24 protein-coding genes are annotated in these 19,140 nt (G+C 68.4%); 12 read left to right on the top strand and 12 right to left on the bottom strand.

From position 1 onward, the window contains the following. Positions 1 to 94: 94 nt before the first annotated feature. The 5 genes from nth to EV648_RS09680 all read left to right on the top strand — a co-directional run bounded on the left by nth (position 95) and on the right by EV648_RS09680 (position 4,536). The gene (gene nth / locus EV648_RS09700) at positions 95 to 880 is read left to right on the top strand and encodes an endonuclease III (protein WP_132287900.1); all 786 of its coding nucleotides are present in this window, start codon (positions 95 to 97) and stop codon (positions 878 to 880) included. Further along, the gene (locus EV648_RS43935; protein ID WP_241995003.1) at positions 877 to 1,635 is read left to right on the top strand and encodes a TlpA disulfide reductase family protein; all 759 of its coding nucleotides are present in this window, start codon (positions 877 to 879) and stop codon (positions 1,633 to 1,635) included. Before nth ends, EV648_RS43935 begins: the two co-directional genes overlap by 4 nt. Beyond that, positions 1,632 to 2,414 carry a CoA pyrophosphatase gene (locus EV648_RS09690; RefSeq protein WP_199234513.1) on the top strand — a complete coding sequence of 261 codons (783 nt, stop codon included), beginning with the start codon at positions 1,632 to 1,634 and terminating at the stop codon, positions 2,412 to 2,414. Before EV648_RS43935 ends, EV648_RS09690 begins: the two co-directional genes overlap by 4 nt. Further along, the gene (locus tag EV648_RS09685; protein ID WP_132287897.1) at positions 2,411 to 3,583 is read left to right on the top strand and encodes a MarP family serine protease; all 1,173 of its coding nucleotides are present in this window, start codon (positions 2,411 to 2,413) and stop codon (positions 3,581 to 3,583) included. Before EV648_RS09690 ends, EV648_RS09685 begins: the two co-directional genes overlap by 4 nt. A 242-nt stretch (positions 3,584 to 3,825) precedes the next feature. Beyond that, complete coding sequence (locus tag EV648_RS09680; RefSeq protein ID WP_132287894.1) at positions 3,826 to 4,536, top strand: GAF and ANTAR domain-containing protein; 711 nt, start codon at positions 3,826 to 3,828, stop codon at positions 4,534 to 4,536. On the opposite strand, the gene EV648_RS09675 is transcribed toward EV648_RS09680, so the two are convergent. From EV648_RS09675 to EV648_RS09660, 4 genes are all read right to left on the bottom strand, one after another. Beyond that, positions 4,501 to 5,412: an alpha/beta fold hydrolase gene (locus tag EV648_RS09675; protein ID WP_132287891.1), complete on the bottom strand. Its 912-nt coding sequence runs from the start codon at positions 5,410 to 5,412 to the stop codon at positions 4,501 to 4,503. The two genes, EV648_RS09680 and EV648_RS09675, sit on opposite strands and share 36 nt — an antisense overlap. 29 nt (positions 5,413 to 5,441) lie before the next feature. Further along, positions 5,442 to 5,840: a phage holin family protein gene (locus EV648_RS09670; protein WP_370452701.1), complete on the bottom strand. Its 399-nt coding sequence runs from the start codon at positions 5,838 to 5,840 to the stop codon at positions 5,442 to 5,444. A 55-nt stretch (positions 5,841 to 5,895) separates the two neighbouring features. Beyond that, positions 5,896 to 7,101, bottom strand: coding sequence for a Na+/H+ antiporter NhaA (gene nhaA, locus EV648_RS09665; RefSeq protein ID WP_132287885.1), 1,206 nt, complete (start codon positions 7,099 to 7,101; stop codon positions 5,896 to 5,898). A 99-nt stretch (positions 7,102 to 7,200) separates the two neighbouring features. After that, positions 7,201 to 7,878, bottom strand: a complete 678-nt coding sequence (locus tag EV648_RS09660) for a haloacid dehalogenase type II (RefSeq protein WP_132287882.1) — start codon at positions 7,876 to 7,878, stop codon at positions 7,201 to 7,203. Between the two features lie 51 nt (positions 7,879 to 7,929). Here EV648_RS09660 and EV648_RS09655 point away from each other — a divergent pair, with 51 nt between their 5' ends. After that, complete coding sequence (locus EV648_RS09655) at positions 7,930 to 8,511, top strand: TetR/AcrR family transcriptional regulator (RefSeq protein WP_132287879.1); 582 nt, start codon at positions 7,930 to 7,932, stop codon at positions 8,509 to 8,511. A 1-nt stretch (position 8,512) separates the two neighbouring features. Here the strand turns inward: EV648_RS09655 and EV648_RS09650 are convergent, their stop codons facing one another. Continuing rightward, positions 8,513 to 9,460 (bottom strand): glutathione S-transferase family protein, encoded by a 948-nt coding sequence (locus EV648_RS09650; RefSeq protein WP_132287876.1) that lies wholly within the window; start codon positions 9,458 to 9,460, stop codon positions 8,513 to 8,515. 166 nt (positions 9,461 to 9,626) lie between these two features. Between EV648_RS09650 and EV648_RS09645 the strand changes: the two genes are divergently transcribed. Continuing rightward, entirely contained in the window at positions 9,627 to 10,385 is a 759-nt protein-coding gene (locus EV648_RS09645; RefSeq protein ID WP_132287873.1) for a GntR family transcriptional regulator, read from the top strand. Between the two features lie 240 nt (positions 10,386 to 10,625). Here the strand turns inward: EV648_RS09645 and EV648_RS09640 are convergent, their stop codons facing one another. Next, positions 10,626 to 11,066, bottom strand: a complete 441-nt coding sequence (locus EV648_RS09640) for a hypothetical protein (protein ID WP_132287870.1) — start codon at positions 11,064 to 11,066, stop codon at positions 10,626 to 10,628. Between the two features lie 90 nt (positions 11,067 to 11,156). Further along, positions 11,157 to 13,091, bottom strand: coding sequence for an acetate--CoA ligase (gene acs, locus EV648_RS09635; RefSeq protein WP_132288729.1), 1,935 nt, complete (start codon positions 13,089 to 13,091; stop codon positions 11,157 to 11,159). A gap of 264 nt (positions 13,092 to 13,355) precedes the next feature. On the opposite strand from acs, the gene EV648_RS42530 reads away from it, so the two are divergent. After that, positions 13,356 to 13,514 (top strand): hypothetical protein, encoded by a 159-nt coding sequence (locus EV648_RS42530; protein WP_206751935.1) that lies wholly within the window; start codon positions 13,356 to 13,358, stop codon positions 13,512 to 13,514. A gap of 213 nt (positions 13,515 to 13,727) precedes the next feature. Here the strand turns inward: EV648_RS42530 and EV648_RS09625 are convergent, their stop codons facing one another. Together EV648_RS09625 and EV648_RS09620 are read right to left on the bottom strand one after the other, a co-directional pair. Further along, positions 13,728 to 14,177 carry a MarR family winged helix-turn-helix transcriptional regulator gene (locus tag EV648_RS09625; RefSeq protein ID WP_206751934.1) on the bottom strand — a complete coding sequence of 150 codons (450 nt, stop codon included), beginning with the start codon at positions 14,175 to 14,177 and terminating at the stop codon, positions 13,728 to 13,730. A 36-nt stretch (positions 14,178 to 14,213) separates the two neighbouring features. Beyond that, on the bottom strand, positions 14,214 to 14,567 hold the full coding sequence (locus EV648_RS09620; RefSeq protein ID WP_132287867.1) for a helix-turn-helix domain-containing protein: 354 nt from the start codon (positions 14,565 to 14,567) through the stop codon (positions 14,214 to 14,216). An 80-nt stretch (positions 14,568 to 14,647) separates the two neighbouring features. Here EV648_RS09620 and EV648_RS09615 point away from each other — a divergent pair, with 80 nt between their 5' ends. Both EV648_RS09615 and EV648_RS09610 read left to right on the top strand, forming a co-directional pair. Continuing rightward, positions 14,648 to 15,274 carry an NAD(P)-dependent oxidoreductase gene (locus EV648_RS09615; protein WP_132287864.1) on the top strand — a complete coding sequence of 209 codons (627 nt, stop codon included), beginning with the start codon at positions 14,648 to 14,650 and terminating at the stop codon, positions 15,272 to 15,274. A gap of 285 nt (positions 15,275 to 15,559) precedes the next feature. Continuing rightward, positions 15,560 to 15,985: a MarR family winged helix-turn-helix transcriptional regulator gene (locus EV648_RS09610; RefSeq protein WP_132287861.1), complete on the top strand. Its 426-nt coding sequence runs from the start codon at positions 15,560 to 15,562 to the stop codon at positions 15,983 to 15,985. Between the two features lie 171 nt (positions 15,986 to 16,156). Here EV648_RS09610 and EV648_RS09605 read toward each other — a convergent pair whose 3' ends face one another. Both EV648_RS09605 and EV648_RS43930 read right to left on the bottom strand, forming a co-directional pair. Further along, positions 16,157 to 17,221, bottom strand: a complete 1,065-nt coding sequence (locus EV648_RS09605) for a hypothetical protein (protein WP_132287858.1) — start codon at positions 17,219 to 17,221, stop codon at positions 16,157 to 16,159. Positions 17,222 to 17,259: 38 nt separating this feature from the next. Then, positions 17,260 to 17,559 (bottom strand): hypothetical protein, encoded by a 300-nt coding sequence (locus EV648_RS43930; RefSeq protein WP_241995002.1) that lies wholly within the window; start codon positions 17,557 to 17,559, stop codon positions 17,260 to 17,262. Between EV648_RS43930 and EV648_RS44720 the strand changes: the two genes are divergently transcribed. Beyond that, the gene (locus tag EV648_RS44720) at positions 17,552 to 17,686 is read left to right on the top strand and encodes a hypothetical protein (RefSeq protein ID WP_255512804.1); all 135 of its coding nucleotides are present in this window, start codon (positions 17,552 to 17,554) and stop codon (positions 17,684 to 17,686) included. The genes EV648_RS43930 and EV648_RS44720 overlap by 8 nt on opposite strands. Positions 17,687 to 17,937: 251 nt before the next feature. Here EV648_RS44720 and EV648_RS09595 read toward each other — a convergent pair whose 3' ends face one another. Continuing rightward, positions 17,938 to 18,378 (bottom strand): pyridoxamine 5'-phosphate oxidase, encoded by a 441-nt coding sequence (locus EV648_RS09595; RefSeq protein WP_158293952.1) that lies wholly within the window; start codon positions 18,376 to 18,378, stop codon positions 17,938 to 17,940. Positions 18,379 to 18,428: 50 nt separating this feature from the next. Here EV648_RS09595 and EV648_RS09590 point away from each other — a divergent pair, with 50 nt between their 5' ends. Then, positions 18,429 to 19,082 (top strand): helix-turn-helix domain-containing protein, encoded by a 654-nt coding sequence (locus tag EV648_RS09590; RefSeq protein WP_132287852.1) that lies wholly within the window; start codon positions 18,429 to 18,431, stop codon positions 19,080 to 19,082. Positions 19,083 to 19,140: the final 58 nt, after the last annotated feature.

Below are 19,140 nucleotides of genomic sequence, written 5' to 3'. Positions count from 1 at the left end.
GGCTGCGAGCCCCCTCGGCACCGGGCTGTTTACACCCGGTCGCCCCAAAACCGTAGCCCCTCGGGTGTCGGGACCGCCACGTAGGCTGGCCTGCATGCCCACCCAGCGTGTCGCGGCGCCAGTTCAGGCGTCCCTCGGAACCACCCCGTCGGTGCCGGTGAAACTGCCCCGGAAGGCCCCGGTCTTCACCGATGAGACCCACACCCAGCTCGTCCGCCGGGCCCGGAAGATGCACAAGGTGCTCACCGAGACCTATCCGGACGCTCACACTGAGCTGGACTTCACCACCCCGCTCGAGCTCCTGGTCGCCACCATCCTGTCGGCCCAGACCACGGACGTGACGGTCAACAAGATCACCCCGACGCTGTTCGCGAGGTATCCCGACGCCAGGGCGTACGCGGAGGCCGACCGCGAGGAGCTGGAGGCGATCCTCAAGCCGACCGGGTTCTTCCGGGCCAAGACCAACAGCCTGATGAAGCTCGGCCAGGCCCTGGTCGACGACTACGACGGGATCGTGCCGGCCAAGATGGAGGAGCTCGTCAAGCTCCCGGGCACCGGCCGGAAGACGGCGAACGTGGTGCTCGGCAACGCCTTCGGGGTACCCGGCATCACCGTCGACACCCACTTCGGCCGGCTGGTCCGCCGGTTCGGCTGGACCGAGGAGACCGACCCGGTCAAGGTCGAGCACATCATCGGCGACCTGTTCCCGAAGAAGGACTGGACGATGTTGTCGCACCGGCTGATCTTCCACGGCCGTCGCCGCTGCCACGCCAAGAAGCCGGCCTGCGGCGCCTGCCCGATCGCCCAGTGGTGCCCGTCCTACGGCACCGGCCCGACCGACCCGGAGCTCGCCGCGAGGCTGGTGAAGGTCCCCGCGTGACCCTCCCATCGCCCCGTACTGCGCTCCGCCGCGCCGCGCGCACAGCCGCAGTGCCGCGCTGGAAGGCGCTTGGGGCGGACTCCCGGGCGGCGGCCAGTGGCGCGGTGCAGCCCCGTGCGGAGCAGCCCCGTGCGGTGCTGCAGCGCACGGCGCGTGGTGGAGCGCATGTGTGGGTGCTTGCGGTGGTGGTTGTGATGGGGTTGCTGGCGGCCTGTGGGTCGGAGCAGAACGGGGCTGGGAACCAGCCCTCGAGCGGCGGGTCGCAGAGCCGGAGCATCGCCGGCGCCGACAAGTTGGCCGCCTGTCCGAGTGTTCCGTCGCGGCCGCCGGTGGCGAACGCGCTACCCGACATCAGCCTGCCCTGCCTCGGCCACGGCCCGGACGTGCGGCTGTCGGCTCTGCGCGGACCCATGGTGGTCAACGTGTGGGCGCAGTGGTGCGGTCCGTGCCGCAAGGAGGCTCCCTACCTGGCCGAGCTGAAGAAGAAGGCCGGGGGCAAGCTCCAGTTGCTCGGCATCGACTACGCCGATCCGCGGCCCGAGCTCGCGGTGAAGTTCGCGACCGAGCAGCAGTGGGACTACCCGCACGTCGTCGACGACGAGAAGGCGACCCAGCAGGCGCTCAAGATCGCCGGGCCGCCGTTGACCGCTTTTGTCGACCAGGAGGGCGCGGTCGTCTACGTCCATCGCGGCGAGCTGACCTCGCAGCAGCAGCTGGACCAGTTGGTGCGGGAGAAGCTGGGGGTGACCTGGTGAGGACCAGCGCGACGTTCGACGTGGAGCTGCCGGGCTGGCTGCACACGCTGGCGATGGCGTCCAAGCAGGTCGACCCGGAGGAACTGTCCCGCTTCGTCCCGCCGGACGACCCGGAGATCCGGCAGTCCGCAGTACTGATCCTGCTTGCTGATGGCAACGATGATGATGCCGGTGGCAACGGCCCGGACGTGTTGCTGACCGAGCGGTCCTGGACGTTGCGATCGCATGCTGGGCAGATGGCGTTCCCGGGCGGCCGGGCCGACGAGGGCGATGGCACCGGCGTCGACGGGATGATCCGGACCGCGCTGCGCGAGGCGGAGGAAGAGACCGGCCTGAACCCGGCCGGGGTCGAGGTGTTCGCCGTGTGGCCGTCGCTCTGGGTGCCGGTGAGCAACTTCGGGGTGGCGCCGGTGCTGGGCTGGTGGCGCGAGCCCTCGCCGGTCGCGGTGGTCGATCCCGCCGAGGTGGCCTCGGTGCACCGAGTGTCCATCGCGGCGCTGACCGACCCGGCCAACCGGATCAGCTGCCTCCATCCCTCTGGTTTCACCGGTCCCGCGTTCACCATCGGTGACCTCTACATCTGGGGCTTCACCGCCGGTCTGCTCGACAAATTGCTGACGCTCGGCGGCTGGGCGCGGGACTGGGACCCGGCCAACGTCGTACCGTTGCCCGACCGACTGGTCGAGGCGGCCTGGCGGAGTGAGGGCCGGCGGTCGGAGGATGTGCGACGGCTGACGGCCATCGAGCACGATCTGGGGCGTCCGGAGGGTGTGGAGTGAGCGGTCTCGATATCGCGCTGCTGGTGATCACCGGACTCGTGGCGATCTCCGGATACATCGAGGGGTTCGTCCTCGGTGCCTGCGCGACGCTCGGCCTGCTCGCGGGTGCGGCGGTCGGCGTGTACGGCGTACCGCGGGTGCTGGACAACTTCTCGCCCAGCGTCGAGGTGTCCTTCGCCGCCCTGGTCCTGGTGGTCCTCCTGGCGTCGATCGGGCGGACGGTCGGGGCGCTGCTCGGCTCCAAGTTGCGCAACCGAATCTCCTGGAAACCGGTGAAGGCCGTCGACGCGCTGGGTGGCGCCGCCCTGGCTGCAGTCTCGGTGCTGGTCGTGTCGTGGGTGCTCGGCGTGGCGGTCAGCGGTGCGCGGATCCCGAGCGTCACCTCGGCGGTGCGTGGTTCGCAGGTGCTGGCGAAGGTCGACGAGGCACTGCCGGGTGGTGCTGATCGGGCGCTGCAGGCGTTCAACGACGTGGTCAACACCGACCTGTTCCCGCGGTTCCTCGACCCGTTCGTGCCGGAGCGGATCCGCGAGACCCAGCCGCCGGACAGCACGATCGCCCGGCAGCCTCCGGTGCGCGACGCGTACAGCCGGATCGCCAAGATCACCGGTGTCGCCAACTGTTCCCGTGGCCTGGAGGGCAGCGGGTTCGTCTACGCCCCGCAGCGGGTGATGACGAACGCGCACGTGGTGGCCGGCGTCAGCAACCCGAAGGTGGAGGTCAACGGCCGCTCCTACAGCGGGACCGTCGTCCTGTTCGACCCCAGCGTGGACGTCGCCGTGATCTACGTGCCTGAGCTGAACATCAAGCCGCTGAGCTTCGATCCGGAGGGCAAGGCGGACGCGGCGGCGGTCGTGCTCGGCTACCCGGAGAACGGGCCGTTCGACTCCGAGCCGGCTCGGATCCGGTCCGAGGAGCGCCTCCGCGGTCCGGACATCTACGGCGACAAGACGGTGACCCGGCGGGCCTTCTCGATCTGGGCCCAGGTCCGCCCGGGCAACTCCGGCGGTCCGCTGCTCTCGTCGAAGGGCAAGGTGTACGGCGTGGTCTTCGCAGCGTCGGTCGAGGACAACCGCACCGGCTACGTGCTGACGGCGGAGCAGGTGGCCGACGACGCCGCCACCGGTGCCCGGGCCACCCAGGAAGTCTCCACCCGTAGCTGCACCTGACTCCCAGGACGCGACTTTCGCTCCTGATGAGGTGAGCACGACCGTCGCTGGAAAAGGCTCGGTTGCTCACTGTCAGTTGTCTGCCCGCCTGTCTGAGAATTCCTTGCTCTGATGGCTTGACTATTGGGCAGTTATAGCGACAATTTTCCTGCAGGCATCACTGCCGAAAATCTGTCCTCGTCAACATAGATATCCGCGTCGCCCCGCGCGGACCAGCGGAGATCCCGGAGGTGGCCGCGAGCATGACCGAGCACACGGTCGAGACCGCTGCGGCGTTCGCGCGGTTGGCCTTGGAGCTGCATCAGGAGGACGGGGTCGAGGAGACGATCGACGCCGTCGCGCGGTTCGCATTGAATGCGGTCAACTGCACCCAGGCCGGCATCCTGCTCGCCGGGCGGAGTGGGCGGCTCGATCTCGGGACGACCACCGATCCGGCCGTCGAGAAGGCCGACCTGCTGCAGCTCGAGCTGGGTCAAGGGCCGGCCCAGGCGATCGTGGCAGACCGCGAGGCCGTGGTCGTGGTGCCGGACCTCGCGTCGGACCATCGCTGGCCCTTGTGGTCGGGCGCCGTCGCCGATCTCGGACTGCGGACCGTGCTGGCGGTCCGGTTGCAGGCGCATGACAAGACCGTCGGGGTGCTGGAGCTGTTCAACAGCGATCCGTTCGCCTTCGATGACGACGACATCGCCGTCGCCCACATCCTGGCCAGGCACGCGTCCGTCGCGGTCGGGACCGCCCGGCAGGAGGAGACCCTCTGGCAGGCGATCGACGCGCGCAAGCTGATCGGGCAGGCGCAGGGGATCCTGATGGAACGGTTCGGCCTCGACGGCGACCGCGCGTTCGCAGTACTGCAGCGCTACTCGCAGGACAACAACGTCAAGCTGCGCGAGGTCGCCCGTCGGCTGGTCGATACCGGCCTACTCCCCAAGGGAAGCAAGCCAGTCCAGCAGTAGCGCGTTGAGCAGCTCGGGCGTTTCCTCGTGCGGGAAATGCCCTGCACTGGTCAGCACCTGGTGACGCAGCGGACCTTCGACCAGCCCCGCCGGGGTGGTCATGCTCGTCGCGTTCACGGCGCCGTCCATCGCTCCATGGACCTGCAGCACCGGTACTGCGATCGGCGTCCGCATGCGAGCGGAGTACCGGCGGCCGTCGGGGCGCAGGCGGGACCGCAAGAACCACCGGTGGTACTCCAAGGCGCAGTGCGGCGCGGGCCAGACCTGGAGTGCGGCCCGATAGCGGCGCGAGGCCTCGGCATCGGGGAAGCTGCCGCCGGGGGCGGACCACGCCCGGAGCATCTGCTCGATGTGGATGCCGTCGTGGGCGAGCAGTCGGCGCTCCGGCAGGATCGGCAGCTGGAACCATCCCGCGTGCGCCACGGACTTCAGCTGGCCCGACCGCATCAGCATCAACGGGTGTGGTGCCGACACGGCGGCCACGCCTCGGACCTGCTTGGGTACGAGCACTGCCGCGGACCACGCGGCGAACCCACCCCAGCCATGTCCGACGATCACCGCATCGCCGGCTCCGAGCGACCTGATGACCCCGGAGATGTCGGCGGCTGCGGTGAAGGGGTCGTACCCGCGTGGCGTCTTGTCGCTCGCGCCGTAGCCGCGCAGGTCCATCGCGACAGCGCGATAGCCGGCCGCGGCGATCACGGGCAACTGGTGACGCCAGGCCCACCAGAACTCGGGGAAGCCGTGCAGGAACAGGACCAGTGGATCGTCTGCCGCTCCGCACTCGGCGACGTGGAACCGTGCTCCGTTGGCCGCGACGAGCGAGTGCGACCAAGGTCCGTCGACGAGCAGGTCGGAGACCCCCGCGGGACTCAAACCACTAGGACGTAGCTGACAGACACGTCCTAGTCGCCCTTCCCGATCGCCTTCAGCGCCTCGACCGACTCCTTCGAGGTCTCGATCGCGCGCTGCGGGCCCTTCGCCTTGCGGAGTTGCCGCCTGCCGATCAGGATCAGCGCGGCCGCGATCAACAGGTAGAACACGGCAACGATCAGGAACGACAGCGCCGGGTGCAACCCGAGCGCGGTCAGCAGGTACGCCAGCGCGATGGACAGCAGGATGACCGCCAGCAGTGCCAGGAACACGGCACCGCCGAACAGCCCCGCGCCAGTCCCAGCCGCGACGGCGGTGGACTTCAGCTCGGCCTTGGCCAGCTCGATCTCGCTGCGAACCAGGTTGGACAGGTCCCGGCTGGCATTGGCGACGAGTTGCCCGACAGTGGGCTCATCCTCGGTCTGCCCCATCGACATGGCACTCCTTCCGCGGTTCGGTGACCCGACACTAGCCTGTCCCCACGCCTCAATCGTCGGCGTACGCGCGGTTGCGGTGGAAGAGCAGCACCGCGGCGATCAGCGCGGCCAGCAGCGACGCGATCAGGACGGCCGCCTTGGCCCGCTCGATCTGGGCGGTGTCGTCGCCGAAGGCGAGCTGGGCGATCAGCAGCGCGACGGTGAATCCAATCCCGGCCAGCACCGAGACCGCGCCGACGTCGCGCCAGGAAAGGTCCGAGTTCAGCTCCGCCCGGGTGAAGCGCGCGGTCAGCCAGGACCCGCCGAACACCCCGATGATCTTGCCGAACAACAGCCCGCAGACCACCCCGATCGCGACCGGGTCCGTGAGCATCTCCCGCAGCGCTTCCCGGCTCAGCGTGACCCCGGCCGCGAACAACGCGAACACCGGTACTGCGACCCCGGCAGACCACGGCCTCAACCGATGCTCCAGCCGCTCGGCCGGGGACCTCGCCTCACCTTCGTCCGGCAGCACCCGGGTGACGAGCCCGAGCGCGACCCCGGCGATCGTCGCGTGGATGCCCGATTCGTGCATGAACCACCAGGCCCCGAGAACGACCGGCACGTACAGGAACGGAGTACGGAACCGGAAGCGCTGCAGCACGGCGAACGCGGCGATCAGGGCCAGCGAGGCGAGCAGGGCGAGCAGATTGAGACCGTGGGAGAAGAACACGGCGATCACCAGGATCGCGCCGAAGTCGTCGACCACCGCGAGGGTGAGCAGGAACGCCCTGAGTGCGCTGGGCAACGAAGATCCCACGATCGCCAGCACCGCAAGGGCGAACGCGATATCCGTTGCCGTCGGCACCGCCCAGCCGTGCGGCTTGCCGCCGTCCGCGGTCAGGTTGATCACCAGGTAGATCAGCGCCGGCACCGCCATCCCGCAGATCGCCGCGACCACCGGCACGACGGCCTCGCTGAGCTTCGACAGCGTGCCGACGACGAGCTCGCGCTTGAGCTCCACCCCGGCCAGGTAGAAGAACAGGGTCAGCGCGCCATCCGTCGCCCACTGCTCGACCGTCAGCGGCCCGAGCTGCGCGTCGCGGAGGTGGTGGTACTCGTCCTGCCAAGGAGTGTTCGCCCAGATCAACGCGATGACCGCGGCGCCGACGAGCACCAGGCCGCCGGTGGTCTCGGCGCGCAACGTGTCCGCGAGGAAGGCGCGCTCGGACCCCAGGATGCGTGGGAAGGCTCGTCGTTTCTGCAGCAACCGCACGGGCGGCCCCCTTCGCTCGGGCGTCTTTGGTCCAGCCGCCGACCAGACTTCCCGGCACACCAAGCCGCCCGCGCCCAGCGGTCGGCTCTGCCCGCGATTCTATCGAGCCTCCAACGCCTTCGCGAGCGCCAGGAGATCCGGAACCACCAGATCAGGCGCAAGAAATGCCTCCGGGTACGGCGTGGCGCGCCGGTCCAGGTAGAACCCCTGCAACCCAGCCCTCCGGGCTCCGTCGATGTCCCACGGATGCACCGCGACCAGCGCCATCCGCTCCACCTCGACGCCGCAGACCTCAGCGGCGTACTGGTACGCCGCGGGGTGTGGCTTCCATCGGCCGGGGGATTCGACGTCCAGGCGGTGCTCGAGCAGCGGGAGGACGCCTGCCTCGGCGAACATCCGCTCGGACATCGCCGCGGCCCCGTTGGTCAGGGTGACGAGCCGCACGCCCAGGTCCTGGATCCGCCGCAGCCCGGGCGCGACATCGGGATAGACCTGCAGTTCGCCGAATCCGGAGAGCACGCCGCCGATCGTCGCCTCGTCCGAAGCGAGCCCCGCGCCGGCCAGCATCGATCTCAGGACGTCGGCGCCGATCGTCCGGAAAGCGCCGTACGAGCCGGCCGCCGTCAGTGCGAACCCGTCCCGCAAGGTGGCGGCGAACCAGGTGTCCAGGCTGTCACCGGGCAGGCCGGCGCCCTCGAAGCGCGTCCGCAACGACTCCATGTCGGACAGCGTCTCGTTCACGTCCAGCACCAGAACCTCGGGTCGGATTGCGGTCATCGCGGCACACCCCTTATCTTGGACCAGTCGTTCCAAGATAAGGGGGATCAGGTGCCGGATGTCAAACACTTCGACACGGCCGAGGCGCTGGCCGTGGTGGAGCGGTTGTTCTGGCGGCGAGGGGTGGCGGCGACCGGGATCCAGGACATCGTCGGCGCGACCGGGCTCAGCCGTTCGAGTCTGTACAGCTCCTTCGGTGGCAAGGAGGACCTCTACCTGGCCGCGCTGCAGCGGTATCTCGACCAGCGGTCGCGGCCGATGTTCGACCGGCTCGCCGCGGACGATCGGGGGCTGCCGGCGATCGCGGACTTCTTCGAGCGCCTGCTCCGGCTGCGCTGCTCAGGCGAGCACGCAGGCTGGGGTTGCCTGGTCTCGAACGCGCACACCGAGGAGCCGTCCGACGCCACCCGGGCCGTGCTGGACCAGCATCACGCGGGGCTGAGCGCAGCCTTCGCGCACGCCCTGGAGGTTGCTCGGGGCAAGGAACAGCTCAGGCCTGGGCTCGACCTCGACGCGACGGCCGAGATGCTCACGCTGCTCGCCTACGGCGTCAACCTTCGGTCTCGTTCGGGGGCATCACGGGCGACGCTGCGTACCGGAGTACAGGCTGCGCTCGGGTCGTTGGGGCGCTGAGTCAGTCGGTCCAGACGCGGGGGTCGGGGCCCTTGGGGATGATGCCGTTCGGGTTGATGGTGTCGTGGGTGCCGTAGTAGTGCCGCTTGATCTGGTCGAAGTCCACCGTCTCGCCGAAGCCGGGTGACTGGTAGAGCCGGCGCGCGTACGCCCACAGGTTCGGCTGCTCGGTCAGCTTCGACCGGTTGCACTTGAAGTGCCCGTGGTAGACCGCGTCGAAGCGGACCAGCGTGGTGAACAACCGGATGTCGGCCTCGCTGAGGGTGTCCCCGAGCAGGTAGTCACGATCCGCCAGCCGCTGCTCGAGCACGTCGAGCCGGGCGAACAGAGCGTCGTACGCCGCCTCGTACGCCTCCTGGCTCTTCGCGAAGCCGCACCGGTAGACGCCGTTGTTCACATCCGTGTAGATCTCCGCGATCAGCTGGTCCATCTCGTCGCGCCGGTCCGGGATCAGCCGCGGCGCGTCCGGCCGGTGGAAGTTCACCCACTCGGTCGAGAGGTCCAGGGTGATCTGCGGGAAGTCGTTCGTGACGACGAGCCCGGTCACGGTGTCCACGATCGTCGGCACCGTCACCCGCCCCTCGTACTCCGGATCGGTGCCGAGGTACGCCTCGGACAGGTAGCTGATCCCGAGCACCGGATCCCGGTCGTTCGGGTCGAGGGTGAACCGCCAGCCCTTCTCGTCGCGGATCGGGTCGACGATCGCGAGGCTGATCGCGTCCTCCAGGCCGAGCAACCCGCGCACGATCAGGGCGCGGTGGGCCCACGGGCAGGCGAGGCTCACCACCAGCCGGTACCGGCCCGGCTCGACCGGCCAGCGACCCTGATCGTCGGGCCCGTCGCCGGGTGCCGAGGTGGAATCGCGGCTGATCCGGTCGGTGAACCGGTTGCCCTGGCGCTTCCATTCACCCGTGGAAGTACTCTCTTTGACCACCTCTGCGCGGCTCATGTCGTCAAAAGTACCCAGCCTTGATTAGATGGTTGCTGGCCGTGCTGGGGAGCCGGACAGTACTGTCGGGCTCACGGTTCAGTTCGATCGACCAGGAGCACGCTTTTGTCGGCTCGCGACCCCCGGTAACCGGTTTGCCGGGCACATTCCCAGGGATACTGACGCCATGGCCCGCCCAAGGAACAACCCCGGCGACCTCGCCGAGCTCCCCACCGAGCTCCGCAGCGACCGGCCGAAGGGTGACCAGATCCGCGAGATCCTCCAGACCCTCACCCGCAACCTCTCGGCCGGCACCGTGCTGCCGTCCGAGCGAGTGCTGGCCGAGCGGTTCGGGGTCGCCCGGATGACAGTCCGCCAGGAGGTGGACCGGGTCGTTGCCGAAGGCCTCGCCGCCCGCCGGCCCGGTGGCGGCACTTTCGTCGCCGAGCCACGCCCGGCCCGGATGCTCACCTCGTCGTTCAGCGAGGACATGCGCGCCCGCGGGATCGTGCCGGGCGGCAAGGTGCTCGAGCACCGCATCAGCACCGCCGATGAGGCGCTGGCCGCGGAGCTGGAAGAACCAGTCGGCACTCCGGTGCTGCACCTGGTCCGCCTCCGCACGGCCGACGGCGAGCCGATGGCGATCGAGCGAACGTCCCTGTCCCTGTCGCGCTACCCGGGCCTCGACGAGCTCGACCTGAGCGAGGTCTCCCTGTACGACTCGCTCTCCTCGCGCTGGGGCGTCACGCTGGGCATGGTCTCCGCCTCGATCATCGCCGCCCCACCGGACAAGTCCGACTGCGAGCTCCTCGGCATCGACGCCACCACCCCGTGCCTCATCATCACCTCGGCGCCCCGCACCGCCTCAGGGGAAGTCATCGAGTTCGGCCGCTCCGTCTACCGCTCCGACCGCTACGAAATAACCATCGCCTACCGCGCCACGTGACCCTGCCGCACGCAGCTGCGTGATCAACTCACGCGTACCTGCTGCGCGGTACGTCTCAGCACGACGTCGCCCGGGCGACCTCCGCCGCTTCACGCACGGCCGCCAACTGCGTCTCTGCAGCCCGCGCAGCCACCGCCAACGCCTCGGTCAGATACCGCTCAGCTCCACCCATGCCTCGAACCTACTGGCTCAAGAGGCTTGGGAACGGTCATCCGCAGATCTCCGGTAGACCACTTCCGGTCACAGGTACACGGATGCGACACCGAGGGCGAAGGCGGTGCCGGCTAGGGCGAGCATGGTGGTGGCCAGGACTATTAGTTGGCGCTGGAGGGTGGGGCGTTCCGTGGAGGTGGCGAAGACCCGGCGGGGCCAGTGGCGCCAGGAGACGTACCAGAAGATGGCGGTTGCTGCTAGCAACAGGACTGCCTTGAGGGCGTGCAGCCACCAGTGTTGGTGGTCCAGCAGGAGGAGGATGCCGCCGGTGGCGGCGATCGCCGCGATCAGGCCGATGACCTTCCATCTGTTGCCTGAGGCAATGACTGCGGTGAGCGCCTCGCGACTGTCCTCGTCCGGGCCGAAGAACCTCTTCAGCTTCGGCTGCACGACGAAGAGGGAGTACGCCATCCCGCCCACCCAGGCAGCGGCAAGCCCGGCATGCACGATCGCGATCACGGCAGTCATCCCCAGATAGTCCCACTCGACCGTGTCTCGAAACCCGAAACAGCCTGTACTCCGGGACCGGAGTACAGGCTGTCTTCGTGGAGCTGAGGGTTAGTCCTCGTCGGACTTGCCGGAGGCGAGGTTGGTCCTGATCAGGTCCATGACGGTGGAGTCGGCGAGGGTGGTGACGTCGCCTACCTCGCGGTTCTCGGCCACGTCGCGGAGGAGGCGGCGCATGATCTTGCCGGAGCGGGTCTTGGGGAGTTCGGCGACGACCATGATCTGGCGGGGCTTGGCGATCGGGCCGATCTCCTTGGCGACGTGGTTGCGGAGTTCCTGGACCACGTCCGGGCCGCCGTCACCGGCCTCCGAGCGGAGGATGACGAAGGCCGCGATCGCCTGACCGGTGGTCGGGTCGGAGGCGCCCACGACGGCGGCCTCGGCGACCTTCGGGTGGGAGACCAGGGCGGACTCGATCTCGGTGGTGGACAGCCGGTGGCCCGACACGTTCATCACGTCGTCGACCCGGCCGAGCAGCCACAGGTCGCCGTCCTCGTCCTTCTTGGCGCCGTCGCCCGCGAAGTACATGCCGGGGAAGCGCGACCAGTACGTCTCCTTGAAGCGCTCGTCGTCGCCCCACAGGGTGCGCAGCATGGCCGGCCACGGTTTGGTCAGCACCAGGTAGCCGCCGGAGCCGTTCGGCACCGGCTTGCCCGCGTCGTCGACCACCTCGGCCGAGACGCCCGGGATCGCCTTCATCGCGGCGCCCGGCTTGCCGGCGGTGACACCGGGCAGCGGGGAGATCATGTGCATGCCGGTCTCGGTCTGCCACCAGGTGTCGACCACCGGCGCCTTGTTGCCGCCGATGTTCTCCCGGTACCAGATGTAGGCCTCGGGGTTGATCGGCTCGCCGACCGACCCGATCACCCGCAGCGTCGACAGGTCGAACTTCTCCGGGATCTCCTTGCCCCACTTCATGAAGGTGCGGATCGCGGTCGGAGCGCAGTACAGGATGGAGACCTTGTACTTCTGGATGATCTCCCACCAGCGGCCCTGGTGCGGGGTGTCCGGGGTGCCTTCGTAGAGCACCGAGGTGGTCGCGTTCGCGAGCGCGCCGTACACGATGTAGCTGTGGCCGGTGACCCAGCCGATGTCGGCCGCGGTCCAGTAGATGTCGGTGTCGGGCTTGAGGTCGAAGACAGCCCACTGCGTGTACGCCGTGCCCACCAGGTAGCCGCCGGTCGTGTGCAGGATGCCCTTCGGCTTGCCGGTGCTGCCGGAGGTGTACATGACGTACAGCGGGTGCTCGGCGTCGAACGCCTCAGGCGTGTGCTCGGGCGACTGCTTGCCGACGAAGTCCTCCCACCACAGGTCGCGGTCCTCGACCATCGGGGTCTCCTGGCCGGTGCGCTTCACCACGAGCACGTTGCGCACGTCCGGGCAGTCGACCAGCGCGGCATCGACGGCCGGTTTCAACGCGGCCGGAGCGCCCCGGCGGTAGCCGCCGTCGGAGGTGATCACGACGCGGGCGTCGCAGTCCAGGATGCGGCCCTTGAGCGCGTCCGCGGAGAAACCGCCGAAGATGACCGTGTGCGGGGCACCGATCCGGGCGCAGGCGAGCATCGCGACCACGGTCTCGGGGATCATCGGCATGTAGATGGCGACCACGTCACCGGCCTGGACGTTCAGCTCGAGCAGCGCGTTGGCCGCCTTGCTGACCTCATCCTTCAGTTGGGCGTAGGTGATCTCGCGGGTGTCGCCGGGCTCGCCCTCGAAGTAGTACGCGACCTTGTCGCCGAGGCCGTTCTCCACGTGCCGGTCGACGCAGTTGTACGCCGCGTTCAGCTTGCCGTCGGCGTACCACTTGGCGAAGGGCGGGTTGCTCCAGTCCAGCGTCTGGGTCGGCTCGACGGCCCAGCTGAGCCGCTTCGCCTGCTCCGCCCAGAAGCCCTCGAAATCTGCCTCGGCCGCCTCGTACGCGTCCGCCTTCACGTTCGCGTTCGCCGCGAGCTCGGCGGGGGGCTCGAACCGGCGCTCCTCGTGCATCAGGTTCGACAGCGCATCGGACTGGTTGGACTCGGAACTGGTCACGTCGCGGACTCCTCGTTGAGAGCTGCAAGACAACGGAACGCCCGGGCGCTCCGGTCCCCTTTCTACCAACGCCGGACCACCCGCGGTACTGGTGCATCGCCCAGCCGCCCCCGATCTGCGCCGAACGGCCCCCTTCGTGAACAGGATCACAGCGGAAACCAGGCCGCCCCGCGCCGCATCGGAGCACTTGTCCGCCGGCGAGACAGAGGAGAACTCGTGATGCAAGCCGCGACCGCGCAGTACCCGTCCATCCCGACGGACCAGGCCGAGGCGCCCCGCAAGATCTCCCGCGCCGCCCGCCGCCGCGTCCACGCCCGCGAACGCCGCGTCCGCCGTACCCAGCGGTCCCTCCGCGCTCAACTCCCCACCGCGTGGTGACTCGGTCTAGCCTCGCCGGCCGGTCCCGGCAGCGAACCCGTCCAGAGCGGACAACACCTCAGCCGCCTGCCACAGCCGATTCCGCTTCCTGTCACTGAACTCCTTGATCACCCCCGCGTGCTCGAGCTGCCGGTCTATCCGTTCTTAAGATCTTCAAAATTTTCGGATCTACTGAGGAGCACTACCAACAGACCTACCAGCGATCGGATCGGCTCAGCTTCCCGTGTGGTGGCCCAGGACCTTCGCCAGTAGGGCTGTCAGTTGGTCGCGTTCCGCGGGAGAGAGCGGGGCGAAGATGGTGGATTGGGCTTCTTTGACGAGGTCGTCCAGCCGGCTGTGCTGCCGGCGGCCGGCGGGGGTGATGGTGATGATGTTGCGGCGGCCGTCTTCGGGGTCGGGGGAGCGTTCGACGTAGCCGTCCGCGGTGAGTTCGTTGATCGCGGCCACTACGTCGCTGCGGTCGATGCCGGTACGCCGGCCGAGTGACGCCTGGCTCGCGGGTCCGAACTCTGCCAGGGTCGCCAGCAGACGGTAGTGGTACCCGCGGGCGTTCCCCGCGGCGAAGGCCTCTCCCACGATCCGCTGGGCGTGCATCGCGCTCTGCGTGAGCAGCCAGCTCGGCGTCTTCAGCAACGCGCTCGGGGCCAGTTCGTCATCCGCCACTCCGCGAGTCTAGCCATCTGTTGGCCACCCCCACGATCAGGCTTCGCGGGCGTCCAGGAGTTCGTCCCAGTGGTCGGCAGCCCACTCGCAGGCGATCCGCATCGGCTCGAGCATGCTCCGCCCGAGCGGCGTCAGCTCATAGACGACCCGCCGCACCGGTACGGCGTACTCCGTGCGCCGGACGAGTCCGTCCCGCTCCAGCGAGCGCAGGGACTGGGTCAGCACCTTCGGGGTGACCCGGTGCAGCGGCACCCGGAGTTCGGAGTACCGGCGGGGGCCGTCTTCCAGGCAGCGGATCACCAGACCCGCCCACTTGTCACCGCCGAAGCGGATCGGGTTCAGCGAGGACGGGCAGATCTCGTCGAACATGTCCGGCCGCAACGGTTCCATCCGGACAGCGTAGTGAGTATCCGGGTGGTAACCAGGTCTCCGCCTACGGTCGGCCGCAGCAACCGACCAAAGGGGATGAGATGAGCAAGGTACTGGTGTTCGGCGCAGGTGGGCGAGCAGGCCGGGCGGCCGTCGAGGAGGCGAGTCGCCGCGGTCACGAGGTCACAGCCGCGATGCGCAACCCCGGCAGGTACGCCGAGTTGGACGGTGTCGCCGCCGACGTCACGGATGCCGAGCGGATCGCCGAACTCGCCGCCGGGCAGGACGCCGTCATCGCGGCCGTGTACGACGGCGGGACGGATCCGGCCGAGTTCTACCCGAAGGCGGCCACTGCGTTGGTGAACGGTCTCGCCAAGGCAGGGGTGTCACCGCTGGTCTGGGTTGGCCTGGCCTCGCTCCTCGCCACCGACGACGGAACACCGCTGATGGATACACCGGACTATCCCCAGGAGTACCGGGGCTTCTACCTCGCCCACGCGGCCGCGCTCGAGGTGTTCGCGAACTCCGACCTGGACTGGGTATCGATCGCCCCGGCCGGCGACTTCGACCACGAGAATCCCGAGCGCACCGGGACCTACCGCGTCGCACCGGCGTCCGCCGACAGCCGGATCTCATACGCCGACCTCGCGCTAGCCCTGATCGACGAGATCGACGAGATCGACGAGCCGCGACACCACCATGCTCTCCTGGGTATCGCGCCTGCATGAGGTGATCACTCTGGGCCCGCTTGTCCGTCTACAACACGCCGTGGTCGCTGAAGACCTTCGACGGCAAGGAGTAGAGCCTGCTCCGCGCGGCCGCCCGCGACGTACTGCCGGAATCCGTTGCCGAACGCAAGAAGAGCGCGTATCCGCACACACCCCCGGGGCGCGGCGTACCTGCGCGCGTTGATCTCGCACGCGCGGGAGCTCCGGACATCCCGGCCGCTTGGCGGCGAGATCTCCTTCCACGCCGGATGGTGTGCCAGGATTGCGCATCCGGCGTGGAGGGAGATGGTCAGGATCGAGCAGGAAACGCTGCAACTGCTGGTCGGCATGCACCGAGTCGTGCGACACCTGCGCCGCAACGGCACGGCCACCGCACTGCACCCGACCCAGTTCATCGCGCTCCTGCTGATCGCCGACGAGCAGCCCATCAGGATCGGCACGATCGCCGCGCGGGTGCCGTGCTCCCAGCCGACCGCGACGACGACCGTCGCCGGGCTGGAGACGGCCGGCCTGGTACGCCGGGAACAGGACACCCTCGACGGACGGGCCACCGTGGTCGTGCTGACACCGGCGGGCGCGGAGATGGTCAGCGCCGCCGGTCGCCACGCAGCCGAAGACCTCGCCAAGCTCCTCGACCGCCTGACCCCCGAAGAGCGCACGCTGGTCCTGTCCGCCGGTGCAGTGCTCTCGAAAATGGCCGACGGCCTCTAGGCCATCCGGCTAGCGAAGGCGGGGCATTGCGGGGCAGCCCAGGGCAGATTTCCAAAAGGCGTGCCTGGGCAGGATCGAGCGGGGTAAAGTACGAAGTGCCTCGGGACAGGAGAGTCCCTTGGAAGTGGACCCGGCAGCCTACCGGACGGTGGGTGAGCCGGGTCTTGCGCTTCAGACCTGCCTCAGTTGGCAGAACGGCGCCACCGCCTGCCGCCACCGCCCGCCGCGCACCCAACTCCACACGACGGCATCAGGAACCCACAACAGCGGATCCGCTTTGGGCACCAGTAGGTCCCACCGCAGCGTGTCGAAACAACCGAACCGATCCCGCGCCTCATGGAGCAGGCGGCGATCCTGGGCAAGGATGGATTCGTCTCGCTCGATCACGAGGCGCTCGGCGGTCGGTGCGATATCCCGCACGATCCCCTGCAGGCACAGATGTCGAGCCGCCAAGGTGTCGGTGTCTGCCCGATACAGATCCACCATCAGGTGAAAGCCCTTGATCACCTCGATGATTCGCTGTCGCCGGGCATGAGTTTCGTTGTTGAAGTGCAAGCGTTCCTGCCCCGGCAAGAGGAGGCTGCGAAGGGCTTTGCGGTTGACTGCGACTTCGTCGGCGGGAACATGGGCCGCCGCCAGAGTCAGACCGCGGGACTTGTTCTCGTCGACGAACACGTGGACTGGCATTGCTCTTCCCCCAGGCGGACCCGACTGCAAAGCCCGAGCCTTGCACACTGAAGGCCTTGTTTCCTTGAGGGTTGGGCCAGCTGGTCGGGGCAGTTCGGGGCAGTTCGGGGCAGATTCTGAAAGGCCTGTCTGAGCAGGTGGAGCGGGGGTAGATTTGCTGATGCCTTGGGGCAGCAAAGTCCCCTGGAAGTGGATTCGGCAGCCTACCGGACGGTGGACGAGCGGGGTCTTGCGCAGAGAAACGGCCGCCGAAGGGTTTGGACCTCGGTGGCCGTTCTGTTCTACGTCGTCAGTTGCGGACGATCGTGACGTCGTTGTCGTGTTGCGGATGTCTACTGCGTTGTTGGTGAGGGTCAGGTTGTTGAAGGTGGCGGTGCCGGCGGCTGGGCCTTCGCCGGGTTCGGGGAGTTCGTTCGCCCAGATGCCGAAGCCGGATCTGGCATCGAAGGCGTCGCCGGATTTGCGGGCGCCGGAGATGGAGATGTTGGTGAGGACGGTGTCGGCGATCGGGAAGAGTCGTTGCCCACCCACGTAGTCGGTCTGGAACATGATCCCGCTGTACGTCGGATCGACGATGTCGACGTCGTTCAGCCGGATGCCCTGGAAGACCTTGGTGGCGGAGTAGATCCAGATGCCGGGGAACGGCTGAAGTTGTACGACGCGGAGGCGGTGATCGTGGTGAAGGCGGTCGCGCGCTGCTCGCGACCCAGGATCGAGAACGTCTGGGTGCGGTTGCCCCAGGCAGAGTCCGGGTTGAGCCGGATCACGATCGAGCTGAGGTCGGCGTTCGAGCCGAGCTCGGTGGTCAGGGTGGCGGGGTTGCCGTTGCCCTCCCAGTAGGTCTGCACGTTGTCGTCGTTCCCGTTGATCGCGACGAAGGTGTGCACGAACCCGGATGCCGTGATCGGCTTGCCGAGCGCGAGGTTGCTGCCCGGGCCGGTGCTGCCGGCGCGGGTGACGGTGTTGCTGTTCGGCGACTGGTTGCCGACGGCATCCTTCGCGCGGACGAAGTAGCTGACCGAGACGCTGGCCGGCTGGTTGTCGGTGTAGGTGAGGACGTTGCCGGCGACGCTGGTCCGCGGCTCGCTGTTGGCGTAGAGGTCGTACGCCGTGACGCCGACGTTGTCGGGTCGAGGCGTTCCAGGTGAGCAGGATCTGGCAAATTGCAGAGATACTCTAGAAGTTACTCAAGTTTTGCCAAATTCTTGCGCAGCGCTGACTCAGCGTTACGGCACCGCTATGCGAGCGTCAACGGTTCATGACGGTCAATCGGTCGAGGTGTCCGAGCTGAACCAGCGGACCGGCCGGAAGGTGAGCAGGATGACGATGTTCTCCGGGTCGCCGAGTTCTCCCTGGACGTAACCCTGGGCGTGCTCCTCGGGCAGGTAGCGCCGCGCGATCCTCAGCATCTGCTCGGGCGTGGGCGGAGCGACCGCGACGAGTTCCGCCTCGACGGTCACGTACGCCGGCGGCATCGCCTCCCGCTGGACGACCAGCGTCACCACGCCGGCCTCCTTGATCCGCTCGATCCGCTTCGGCGCCCGCCGCTGGGTGCCGGTGAACATGGTGATCTCGCCGCCCGGCTCGTAGGCGTAGAACGTCGGCACACTGGTCGGCGCCTGCCCGGCGTCGCCCGCCACGCTCAGGACGCCCACGTGGGTGTCGGCCAGAAACTCTTCGCGCTGTTGCTTCGTCATTGTTGTCATGTAGTAAGCTTCATAAAAGCAAGTATGATCTGTCAAGTAGAGTAGGCAATATGACGACAAAGACGTACGGCCAGTACTGCGGGGTCGCCCGCGCGCTGGAACTCGTCGGGGAGCGCTGGGCGCTGCTGATCATCCGGGACCTGCTGGTCGCGCCCAAGCGGTACACGGATCTGCGCGCCGGGCTGCCGAAGATCCCCACGAACGTGCTCGCCACCCGGCTGAAGGAGCTCGAGCAGGCAGGCATCGTCACCCGCCGGGTCCAGCCCAGGCCGTCCGGCGCGATCGTCTACGAGCTCACCCCGTACGGCGCCGATCTCGACCAGGTGGTGCTCGCCCTGGGCCGTTGGGGTGCGCGGTCGCTCGGTGAGCTCAGGCCGGGCGAGATCGCCACGGCGGAGACGCTGGTGATGGCGTTACGGTCCACCTTCGAGCCGGGGGACGCCAAGGCGACGTACGAGTTGCGGTTCGGCGAGGTGGTCGTGCACGCGATCGTCGATGGGGAATCACTGGAGGCAGCGCCCGGTCCGCTCCCGGACGCGGATCTCGCGATCGAGGCCTACGCGCCGCTGAGCCCGTTGCTGAACGGGGAACTCGATGCCAAGGCGGCCCTCGGGGCGGGCATCGTCAGCACAAACGGGTCCGTTGCCGCGCTGGCCCGCTTCGCCAAGCTCTTCCGCATCGGCCCGACGCCCGCTGCCAACTAGCGCGACCGGCCGGTGCCTCCTCCTCTCCCTGAGACGGCGCACGCCTCGACAGAGCGTG

It is taken from the genome of Kribbella sp. VKM Ac-2568 (assembly GCF_004345365.1).
Taxonomy (GTDB): Bacteria; Actinomycetota; Actinomycetes; order Propionibacteriales; family Kribbellaceae; genus Kribbella; species Kribbella orskensis.
This window is presented reverse-complemented; position numbering and strand designations above follow the sequence as displayed.

Excerpts from the sequence above, each read along its gene's own strand:
- nth (WP_132287900.1), top strand. The coding sequence starts at position 95 with ATGCCCACCCAGCGTGTCGCGGCGCCAGTTCAGGCGTCCCTCGGAACC.
- EV648_RS09680 (WP_132287894.1), top strand. The coding sequence starts at position 3,826 with ATGACCGAGCACACGGTCGAGACCGCTGCGGCGTTCGCGCGGTTGGCC.
- EV648_RS09670 (WP_370452701.1), bottom strand. The coding sequence starts at position 5,840 with ATGGGGCAGACCGAGGATGAGCCCACTGTCGGGCAACTCGTCGCCAAT.
- EV648_RS09660 (WP_132287882.1), bottom strand. The coding sequence starts at position 7,878 with ATGACCGCAATCCGACCCGAGGTTCTGGTGCTGGACGTGAACGAGACG.
- EV648_RS09650 (WP_132287876.1), bottom strand. The coding sequence starts at position 9,460 with ATGAGCCGCGCAGAGGTGGTCAAAGAGAGTACTTCCACGGGTGAATGG.
- EV648_RS09645 (WP_132287873.1), top strand. The coding sequence starts at position 9,627 with ATGGCCCGCCCAAGGAACAACCCCGGCGACCTCGCCGAGCTCCCCACC.
- EV648_RS09640 (WP_132287870.1), bottom strand. The coding sequence starts at position 11,066 with ATGACTGCCGTGATCGCGATCGTGCATGCCGGGCTTGCCGCTGCCTGG.
- acs (WP_132288729.1), bottom strand. The coding sequence starts at position 13,091 with ATGCACGAGGAGCGCCGGTTCGAGCCCCCCGCCGAGCTCGCGGCGAAC.
- EV648_RS42530 (WP_206751935.1), top strand. The coding sequence starts at position 13,356 with ATGCAAGCCGCGACCGCGCAGTACCCGTCCATCCCGACGGACCAGGCC.
- EV648_RS09620 (WP_132287867.1), bottom strand. The coding sequence starts at position 14,567 with ATGGAACCGTTGCGGCCGGACATGTTCGACGAGATCTGCCCGTCCTCG.
- EV648_RS09615 (WP_132287864.1), top strand. The coding sequence starts at position 14,648 with ATGAGCAAGGTACTGGTGTTCGGCGCAGGTGGGCGAGCAGGCCGGGCG.
- EV648_RS09610 (WP_132287861.1), top strand. The coding sequence starts at position 15,560 with ATGGTCAGGATCGAGCAGGAAACGCTGCAACTGCTGGTCGGCATGCAC.
- EV648_RS09605 (WP_132287858.1), bottom strand. The coding sequence starts at position 17,221 with ATGTTCCAGACCGACTACGTGGGTGGGCAACGACTCTTCCCGATCGCC.
- EV648_RS09595 (WP_158293952.1), bottom strand. The coding sequence starts at position 18,378 with ATGACAACAATGACGAAGCAACAGCGCGAAGAGTTTCTGGCCGACACC.
- EV648_RS09590 (WP_132287852.1), top strand. The coding sequence starts at position 18,429 with ATGACGACAAAGACGTACGGCCAGTACTGCGGGGTCGCCCGCGCGCTG.